Origin of the sequence: Massilia sp. CCM 8734 (genome assembly GCF_011682155.1) — a bacterium.
GTDB classification, from domain to species: domain Bacteria; phylum Pseudomonadota; class Gammaproteobacteria; order Burkholderiales; family Burkholderiaceae_D; genus Telluria_A; species Telluria_A rubra.
Map to the genome: position 1 here is coordinate 1 of NZ_WHJI01000108.1, position 2121 is coordinate 2121.

At 62.1% G+C, this 2121-nt stretch carries 4 protein-coding genes; all 4 read right to left on the minus strand.

The features are described from left to right. Nucleotides 1–196: hypothetical protein (locus tag F2P46_RS38960; RefSeq protein ID WP_208296915.1), on the minus strand; the 196-nt coding region annotated here is incomplete at its 3' end. 9 nt (nt 197–205) lie between these two features. Then, on the minus strand, nt 206–559 hold the full coding sequence (locus tag F2P46_RS38965) for a hypothetical protein (RefSeq protein WP_166899199.1): 354 nt from the start codon (nt 557–559) through the stop codon (nt 206–208). A 73-nt stretch (nt 560–632) separates the two neighbouring features. Then, nucleotides 633–1634 carry a N4-gp56 family major capsid protein gene (locus tag F2P46_RS38970; protein WP_166899142.1) on the minus strand — a complete coding sequence of 334 codons (1002 nt, stop codon included), beginning with the start codon at nt 1632–1634 and terminating at the stop codon, nt 633–635. A gap of 117 nt (nt 1635–1751) precedes the next feature. Next, on the minus strand, nt 1752–2121 hold a 370-nt coding region (locus tag F2P46_RS38975), incomplete at its 5' end, for a hypothetical protein (protein ID WP_166899201.1).

The window sequence follows — 2121 nt, forward strand, 5'->3', positions numbered from 1 at the left end:
CGGTGCCGGATGGGGTTTCGATGTCGTATTGCCGCTCGCCACTAATCACGTCGAGCGGATCGGTCATCAGCTGCGCGACAGGCGCGTGGATGCAAAAGTCGATGCAGATATCGCGGATATGCTGTTCCGCGAGCGGATACGAACAACCGGTCACGTAGGGCAGCACCTGCGAAAAGAAGTCGGAGAGGTTCGCCATGGCGACCGCTTATTTGCGCAGGTACTTGATGCTGTAGCTAAAGCGCTGCACTTCGCGCTCGATGGTGGCGCCGTTGGCGCCCGCCTCGTATTCGGTCATCGTGGCGTTTTCCAGGATGGCCGCCACTTCGATAGGCACGTCGCACGGGACACCGCGCGGCACGTTGAAGCCGTGGCCGTTGATACTGAGGAAAACAGCCTGGCGGCCCAGCTCCCCGGCGCCGTTGGCGATCGTGACCTGGACCTTCTCGCCCGTCAGGTTGTCGCCGTGGTCCACGACAGCGATGTCGAGGCCCTTTTTGATCTCGACGGGCTTGGGGACGTCGTCGATGGTGGTAACGCTGGTGGTATCTTTTGCTGCCATGGTGATGCTCCTGAATGTGAGGGGAAATGCAAAACGCCCACCGAAGCGGGCGTTTTACGGGGTTGGCCGGGCGTTATGCAGTGACGGCGAACTCGCCGCGCACCATCCACTGGTCGTTGAGGATCACGGCGCCCTGCATTGCCTTCCACGCCACGCGCCCGCGCTGCGCCAGCGGGTCCGAGTCGCTCGGCTTGGCGTTGACCACCATCGGCGTGAGCGCGAACATGCCCTTAAGCGCGACCACGGCGTAGGCATTGGTTGCGATGTACAGGGCCGGGTAGACGTCGGCCTTGACGCCGGTGGTTGAGGTCATCAGCCCCTTGTCACCGCCGGCGTCGATGAACGGGACGAAGATGGTCGAGGACAGGTAGCGCACGTCCTCGACCTTGCCGATCTCGTTTTCGTACGGGGTCATCGAACCGTACTTCTCGATCGGCACAAAGCATGACTTGCCGTCTGCGCCCAGCATGTTGCGCACGTCCGACTCCATGTCGGGGTGGATCAGGCCGATGTAGCTTTTCGCGACCGGTTCGGTGCCGAATGCCGCCGTCGACTTGACCACCTTGGTGATGGGCTCGGCGTTCTGGCGTTTCAGGGCCTTGACAATCTTGCGCTGGACCGCCAGCGAGATCGGGGCGGTCACTGCCGCGCGCGTGGCGCCATTGGCGTACACCACATTGGTGCCGGCGCGCAGCACGCCGTAGCGCATGCGCTCGATCATTTGCGCGGCCTGCTCGCCCAGCAGGTCGATTGCTTCATTCAAGACGTTGTCCTCGTGAGTGTCTTCGATGATGTCCGTGATGGTGATCATCGAGCCGTACTGGGTCAGCATGCACGGCACATCGGTGGACGCCATGGTCTGCGAGCCGGGCGTGACGCCTTCGACCAGCGCCGACGGAGTGGTGTCCAGTGCCGAATAGCGACGAAAGACAATGGTCTTGGACGAATTGGCGGGCAGGGTCTTGGCCTGGCCGAATTTTTCGAGGCACAGGTAAGGGATGGCGCGTTTGAGCAGTTGCTTATTCGCGTACGCGGCGGTACGCGGCGAGATGTCGCCGTAGGTGGTATTGCCCATGGAGTTTTCCTAATGAAGGGGAATCGATAGCGGCGGGAGCCGCAGAGATGCGTGGATCTGTTGGGGCGCCAACAGCAGCGTTCGCCAGTGAGATCCGCACTGGCACGGACCACCTTTTTAGTGTTCGTTCCAGGCCGCAGCGAAGTCGTCATCGCCGGACGGTTCCTTGGGCAGGGTCAGGCCGCTCGACCGCACGCCCTCGGCGCCGTCGATTTCGCTGTCGTCCACGCCGCTGCTCTTCGATGCCTTGAAATCCGTGAGCATGTCGATGATTTCCTGCGTACTGCCGGCGTCGATGACCTGCGACAGGCGCGCCTGCTCGGCTGGCTCCTGGCCGTCCTTCCAGGCGCTGAACTCGGGCGATTCAACGACATCGGTAAAATCTTCATGCGCAGCCGCGATGGCCTTGAAGTGGTTGGCGTTGCGCTCGCCCTGCAAGTGCTGGATGACTTCGTCAACCGTGCTCGACAGTGTTCCCAGCCCTTCG

Bases quoted from the DNA above. Each gene is read 5' to 3' on its own strand.
- F2P46_RS38965 (WP_166899199.1), bottom strand. From the start codon at position 559: ATGGCAGCAAAAGATACCACCAGCGTTACCACCATCGACGACGTCCCC.
- F2P46_RS38970 (WP_166899142.1), bottom strand. From the start codon at position 1,634: ATGGGCAATACCACCTACGGCGACATCTCGCCGCGTACCGCCGCGTAC.